Genomic DNA, 7,226 nt, shown 5'->3' with positions numbered 1-7,226 from the left:
TGTTTTTGCAACTTTAACGGATCTATCCAATAATCATCTCCTTCACACATTGCTATATATTTCCCCCTTGCCCGAGGCAGATTGTATACAATGTTTATATCCAATCCTTTGGAATACTGATTTTCAACCTGATAAATGGGCTTAATTATATCAGGATATTTAGCCTCGTATTCTTTAATTATTCCGGCTGTATCATCAGTAGAGGCGTCATCATGAATTAAAACCTCAAAAGGAAAATTCGTTTTCTGTATTAAAAAGCCATCTAAACATTGCCGGATGTAAGATGAATGGTTATAAGTTATACAGAAAATGCTTACTAAAGGGGGAGTATCAATATTCTGCATATATTCGATTATATTGATCAAGCATTACATGATTCATCTCCTCCTTTGAATCAAACTTAAAAAATAAGAAAGCCAATGGTTCCGACATATAATCCTTAATATAATCTCCAGATCTCCAAAGGATACATTCATCAAATATATACTTTCTCAAATCATCAGGCACGACCAAGCTTTTCACCACACCATTTTGAGTTCCCATGATAGTTCTATAGGCCCAAAACCCATGTTGCTGGATATCTACAGGGAAATGACTACAATCAAGACCACAATGTGTTCTTGCCTCCCAATAGTCCCAATTTATTCCTGTCAATTTCTCAGCAGGAATCATATACAGGTTACCAAGGATGCGCCTCATAGCCTCAATAATATATGGTTTACCATCTTTAATTCTATATTGCATTGATAGTATTCCATCTTTTAACCCCAAAATATTAACCATCTTTTCCGCTTCATTTATTAAATGATCTCTGACACAATCAAAATTATCAGCCGGATAAGTATCTATTTCCACACGATAAGGATTCACAAAAGAATATTCATTATTCGTACAATAGGCTACAACCTTCTTATTAAGAATGAAAGTACAACATGCGTGTTGTGAACCATCAATATAAGGTTCAATAACAATATGTTTAATTCTCGAGTGTTCGAAAGCATTTCTTATTGCACTTTTAGCTTCTTCATAGCAATCGGCTTTCGCTACTCCTCTACCTGCACTTAAATCTGTAGGTTTCACTATAATCGGATATTCAGCCTTATCAAGCCACTTCACCGCATCCTCTTCCTCAAAGAAATATTCTGATTGAGGGGTTGTTATACCGTATTCTCTAGCAAATTTCTTAAAACGATCTTTATGATGCATGATTAAAGTGTTTTCATAACTATCATGACCGGGAAGTCCCATTTCTTCCGCAACATAAGCAGCTGTAATCACCCCTATATCATTACAACAAGCACAAATGGCATCTATGTTTAATTTCCGAGAGAGAGCTAATACTTCCTCCTTACAAGAGTAATCCATCTGGATATATTGATTTACATACTTTTCACCAACTAAACCTGGACGATTGCCAATTGACACTACATAAAAGCCCATTTCTTTTAATGCCAAAATCAACCTTAAGTCATTATGGCTTGTATTTAAAATAAGTACCTTTTTCATTTCGTAAACTGTTTCAATTCATTGAATAACTCTAAAACTAAAGTTTCTGTTTTTTCCCAACCCAGACATGGATCTGTAATAGACTGTCCATACACATTTCCTCCAACCGGTTGGCATCCATCTTCAATATAACTTTCAATCATCAAGCCTTTTACCGAAGACAATAATCTGGAGTCACGTTTCATAGAAAGTAAAACATCTTTAGCAACATTTATTTGCTCTAAAAAATCCTTATTTGAATTACTATGGTTACAGTCTATTATAAAAGCAATATTTTCTAGGTTTCTTTGTTGGTACAAATCATAAATACGAATTAAATCATCATAATGATAATTTGTATTAGCCTTTCCATTCACATCTAAAAAGCCACGTAAAACAGCATGTGTACATACATTCCCATGTGAAATAACCTCCCAGCCATTATATATAAAATGGTGAGGATGTTGGGCTGTTACAATAGAATTCAACATTACAGAGATATCACCACTTACAGGATTTTTCATTCCTACTGGAACATTTAAGCCACTGGCAGTCAACCTATGTTGTTGATTTTCTACAGATCTTGCCCCAACCACGACATAGGACAATAAGTCTGATACATAACGGATAACTTCCGGATACAACATTTCATCCGCACCAAATAATCCGGTTTCTTCTATAACTTTTTTATGAAGCCTGCGAACAGCCAATAAACCTTCAACAATATCCTCCTCGCGATCTAAAAAAGGTTGATGCAACAAACCCTTATAACCATCTCCTATTGTTCTAGGTTTACTGGTATAAATCCTAGGAATAATCAATATGGTATCCTTAACCTCTTCTTGAAGTTTGGCCAAACGCTTCGCATAATCAAGTACAACATTTTCTCTATCAGCAGAACACGGACCAATTACCAAAATAAATTTATCCGATTTGCCTTCGAAAATATCCCTTATTTCTTTATCACGTAAAATTTTGCGTTTTGAATATTCTTTATTTAAAGGATATTTCAACATCACCTCCTGAGGCGTAGGTAATTTTTTTAAGAAATCCATAACATTCTTCTGTATGATTAATTATATAGTGTCTAATTCTACTTTACACCCCATTTCTGCTGACATATATGCTGCATAAATTATTCTAATGGTATCATATGCTAGATCGAATCCAGCCTTAGGATCTCTATCATAAAAAATAGCTTCCATAAAGTCACGCATTTCATCAGTATAACCTCTGATTATTTCATCTTCAAGAAAAGGCTTATTCCAACCGATTTTGGACGGTAACATCTCTGATATATACACATTATCTAAATTATCTTCATCTAGAAAATAAGTACTCATTAGATCTGACATAGTCAATGTACAATTTATGGCAGCGTCATTACAATATAACTCTACATAATTTTTACTTCCTCCCAACAAAGTATCAGTAGCTATAATGACAGCCCGCGAATCATCAGTAAAATTTAAAATTACAGTACCACAATCTTCAACATCGACAGGATTAGCCGCAATATGCCTATGTTCGTAATCAGATAAATTGGGGGTAATACGCCCCATATCAGCTATGACACTTTTTACCTTTATGTCAATACCATGTGCTTTAGCTTCTTGTTGTTTTAACCATAAAATAGCTGATAAAGGATGTGAACCTGTCCTTATGAAAGTACCTCCGCCCGTTTTATCCCATTCACCCGCAACTGGAGAACTAGAACCTTTAAGACTTTCTTCACCTTTTGCATATAAAATACGACTTTTCTTTGCTGTAATAATCTCCGCAGCTTTTAATACGGCTGGTGCATATACAAAATTTTCCGCATACATAAACTTCTTTCCTGATTTACGAATAATCTGGCGTAATCTTCTTATAGACTCAAGAAGTTGTAAATACATTACTTTTTTAGAAACATTGATCCCAATAGGATATTCATCTCCTGACATGCCGAAATAGCCTGTCAAAGGTTTTTCACAAATAACATGTTTCCCGGCCAACATGGCTCTTTCAATCATTTCTTCATGTACATATGGCGGGGTACAAATATCTATCACATCGATATCTGGATCAGTCAACAAGTCCTCAAAATCATAGGAGGTTTCTTCAAATCCATATATAGCTTTTGCAACTTCCAGCTGCTCTTTGCGTCGGGCCACAATCATTTTAAATCGGAGTGGAATACCCGTAAACCTTTTTAAAGCATTTATATGTAACTCTGTGGCACGCCCTGCACCAGCCATTCCTATACAGATTTCATTTTTCATATATACAAGTTTATAAATTTAAGACCTATTGCCTTCAAAAATTACTGATGTTATTCTATCAAGTCCACTAAAAGTCAAACTGTGATGCATGGGTAAACAAATCACACTGTTTGCTATCCTATTCGCAATGGGCAAATTATCAGGATGTGCGGATTCCAGTCCACGATAAGTGGAGAACTCACTTATTAACGGATAAAAATACCTTCTGCCGAGTACGTCATTCTCTTTCAACTTGAAGTAAAGTTCATCACGGGTCAGACCATATTCCTCAGCATTTATAAAAATAGGAAAATAAGAATAGTTGTGACGGACACCGGGTATATCCTCCATGAAACGGATACCGGGGATATCTTTCAAAGCATCACGATATTGAACGGCAACTTTACGACGAGCCTCAATGGCGGAATCAACTTGTTTCAAATTCAATAGTCCATAAGCGGAACGAACTTCATCCATCTTACCATTAATGCCAGGAGCAACGATCGTCGTTTCACCGGCAAAGCCAAAATTCTTCAGATAATCAATGCGTTTCTTGGTCTGTTCGTCGTGACAGACCAGAGCTCCACCTTCAATCGTATTATAGACCTTCGTAGCATGAAAACTCAGAGTGGACATATCACCGGATTCAAGTATTGACTTGCCGTTTACCTCTACACCAAATGCATGGGCAGCGTCATAAATGACCTTCAAACCATATTTATCCGCAATCTCTTGAATACGAACCGTGTCACAAGGTTTGCCATAAACATGCACAGGCATGATAGCAGTCGTCTTGGGAGTAATAGCGGCCTCTATTTTTTCAGGATCCAGATTGCAAGTTACAGGATCAATATCTACAAACACCGGCTTAATCCCGTTCCACCAAAGGGAATGGGTAGTGGCAACAAAACTATAAGGAGTCGTAATCACTTCACCGGTTATACGTAATGCTTGTAAGGCACACATTAAAGGAAGTGTACCATTAGTAAAAAGACTTATATAAGGTACCTTTAAATACTCACATAAAGCCTGCTCCAACTTCTGATGATAATGACCATTATTAGTGAGCCATTTACGATCCCAGATATCCTCAAGATAAGGAATAAAGTCATCCAAGGAAGGAAGAAGTGGAGAAGTAACCGTGATTAGTTTTTTATCCATCTTAATATTTATATTACTTTTTTTGAATACAAGAGAGTATGAGCTGTTTGATTTCAAGATATTCTTCCAGATTCAACTTTTCATATACAAGAAAAGACAACAAAAGACCTGAAAAGCATTGCAAGGGGAGCATGACATATATTGAAATATCAAGAAAAGAAATAATCCACATGACAAAAGCGACAGACAATGAAACAGCAAACGTCGGAAATACATCTTTGATCTGGTCTATTGTAGGATACCGGATTAAACCGGCGGAATAATAACCATTCAGAAAATAAGCTATAAAGGAGATTAAGACACTACCCCACAACATATATTCTATACCATACATGATACCTAGAAAAATGGGAATGACCGCTATTATTTTTTTTATGATTTCTAACTTGAGAAACAGATCGGACCGACCTTTCACCTGCAAAATATTCAAATTAATGGCATGAAGAGGATATAACATTCCGGCAAAACAAATGATCTGAAGATAAGAGACTGACACCAGCCATTTCTCACCGACTAGTAACAGTATCAACGGCTTAGCCACAGCCGCCAGACCAAGCATACAGGCAAAAGAGATCAGCATGGTAACCTTTATCACACGGCGGTAAGCTTCACGCAAACGTTCCGGTTCATCCTGGATGGAGCTCAGAACGGGATAGCTGACACGCTGTACCACGCTAGTCAGATTACTGGAAAAAATTGTATTAAACTGCTCGGCACGTGTATATTGACCCAACTGGGCGGAACTGTAAAAGTGTCCGATAACGATATAGTAGATATTCTTGTAAAGCGTATCGAGTAAACCCGACAACAGTAATTTTGAGCCAAAGCCGAAAAGGCATTTAAAACTATCTACTGAGAACTCACACACCGGACGCCAAGCACTGTAAAGCCAAAGGAAGACGGTATTTAATAACTGCCGGGAGACCTGTTGTCCAACCAAACTCCAGACACCGTAGCCATAGAAAGCCATCAAGATGCCAATTCCACCACTGGATAAAGAAGCTATCAAAGAGATTTTGGTTTGTGTTCTAAAATCAATCTCCCGCACCATAATAGTGCGTTGAATGATACCTAAAGAATTGATGATTAGAACAAGGCCTATAACTCTTGTAACTGGAATCAATATAGGTTCATTAAAAAAAGAACTGATAGAAGGGGCACAAAAATAAAGAAGGACATATAGGATGACACCAACCACCAGATTAAAAAAAAAGACTGTGTTATAATCAATACGCTTTATATCCGTTTTGCGAATTAACGCATTGGAGAATCCACTGTCAATAATAGAATTCGAAATAGCGATAAAGATGGCAATCATAGCCATAATGCCATATTCTGCAGGAGTAAGCAAACGCGCAAGTACCAATCCGACCAGAAATGAAACACCGGAACTGGAGATGTTATCAGCAAAACTCCATCCCACTCCCTTAACCGTTTTATGCTTTAAGGATTCGCTCACCCTTCTATCTCTTTTATTACTTTCAATAAATACTTTCCATACTGATTCTTCAGCATAGGATAAGCCAGTTCACGTAACTTCTTTGAATCAATCCAGCCCTGACGGAAAGCAATACCTTCCAAACAAGCTATTTTTAGGCCTTGACGCTTCTCTATTACTTCTATAAAGGTGCTTGCCTCGGATAAAGAATCATGGGTACCTGTATCAAGCCAGGCAAAGCCACGTCCTAATACCTGAACTTTCAGATCCTGAGAAAACAGAAATTGCTGATTTACACTGGTGATTTCCAGTTCTCCACGGGAAGAAGGCTTGATCTGTTTTGCGATCTCAACAACCCTATTGGGATAAAAGTAAAGTCCAACAACCGCATAATTAGATTTAGGAGTATCAGGTTTCTCCTTAAGGCTGAGGACATTCCCATCCCTATCAAACTCAGCTACCCCATAGCGTTCAGGATCTTCAACCCAATAGCCAAAAACCGTAGCCTTATTTTGCAATTCTGCGGATGCTACAGCTTCCTTCAACATCTTAGTAAAAAAGCTACCATAAAAGATATTATCGCCAAGAACCAGACATACAGAATCACCGCCTATAAACTTCTCACCAATAATAAATGCCTGTGCCAAGCCGTCGGGAGAAGGTTGTTCTGCATATTCAAAGTGCACCCCAAAATCAGAACCATCGCTCAGCAAACGCTGAAAACTTGGTAAATCATAAGGAGTAGAGATGATGAGTATTTCACGTATCCCCGCCAACATAAGTACTGAGATAGGATAATAAATCATCGGTTTATCAAAAATTGGAAGTAACTGTTTACTTACTCCTTTAGTGATCGGATATAAACGAGTGCCGGAACCTCCAGCTAAAACAATGCCTTTCAT

The 7,226-nt window shown here is 37.3% G+C and carries 7 protein-coding genes; all 7 read right to left on the bottom strand.

Translation table 11 applies throughout. The annotated features are described in order from the left end of the window. Positions 1–344: glycosyltransferase (locus tag ISX59_RS20960; RefSeq protein ID WP_220576251.1), on the bottom strand; the 344-nt coding region annotated here is incomplete at its 3' end. Further along, positions 331–1,506, bottom strand: a complete 1,176-nt coding sequence (locus tag ISX59_RS20955; RefSeq protein WP_005808190.1) for an acetyl-CoA carboxylase biotin carboxylase subunit family protein — start codon at positions 1,504–1,506, stop codon at positions 331–333. The genes ISX59_RS20955 and ISX59_RS20960, both read right to left, overlap by 14 nt. Continuing rightward, positions 1,503–2,540, bottom strand: coding sequence for a 3-deoxy-7-phosphoheptulonate synthase (locus ISX59_RS20950; protein ID WP_005788126.1), 1,038 nt, complete (start codon positions 2,538–2,540; stop codon positions 1,503–1,505). The genes ISX59_RS20955 and ISX59_RS20950 overlap by 4 nt, the downstream gene beginning before the upstream one ends. A 21-nt stretch (positions 2,541–2,561) precedes the next feature. Beyond that, positions 2,562–3,746 carry a Gfo/Idh/MocA family protein gene (locus ISX59_RS20945; protein ID WP_005788128.1) on the bottom strand — a complete coding sequence of 395 codons (1,185 nt, stop codon included), beginning with the start codon at positions 3,744–3,746 and terminating at the stop codon, positions 2,562–2,564. A gap of 18 nt (positions 3,747–3,764) precedes the next feature. Next, positions 3,765–4,886, bottom strand: coding sequence for a DegT/DnrJ/EryC1/StrS aminotransferase family protein (locus tag ISX59_RS20940; RefSeq protein ID WP_220576250.1), 1,122 nt, complete (start codon positions 4,884–4,886; stop codon positions 3,765–3,767). A 13-nt stretch (positions 4,887–4,899) separates the two neighbouring features. Continuing rightward, the gene (locus tag ISX59_RS20935) at positions 4,900–6,345 is read right to left on the bottom strand and encodes a lipopolysaccharide biosynthesis protein (protein ID WP_220576249.1); all 1,446 of its coding nucleotides are present in this window, start codon (positions 6,343–6,345) and stop codon (positions 4,900–4,902) included. After that, complete coding sequence (gene rfbA / locus ISX59_RS20930; protein ID WP_220576248.1) at positions 6,342–7,226, bottom strand: glucose-1-phosphate thymidylyltransferase RfbA; 885 nt, start codon at positions 7,224–7,226, stop codon at positions 6,342–6,344. Before rfbA ends, ISX59_RS20935 begins: the two co-directional genes overlap by 4 nt.

The organism is Bacteroides sp. FSHCM14E1 (assembly GCF_019633785.1).
In the GTDB taxonomy this organism is placed as follows: Bacteria; Bacteroidota; Bacteroidia; order Bacteroidales; family Bacteroidaceae; genus Bacteroides; species Bacteroides hominis.
Note: the sequence above shows the minus strand (reverse complement) of the source record. Positions and strands in the feature narration are given on the sequence as shown.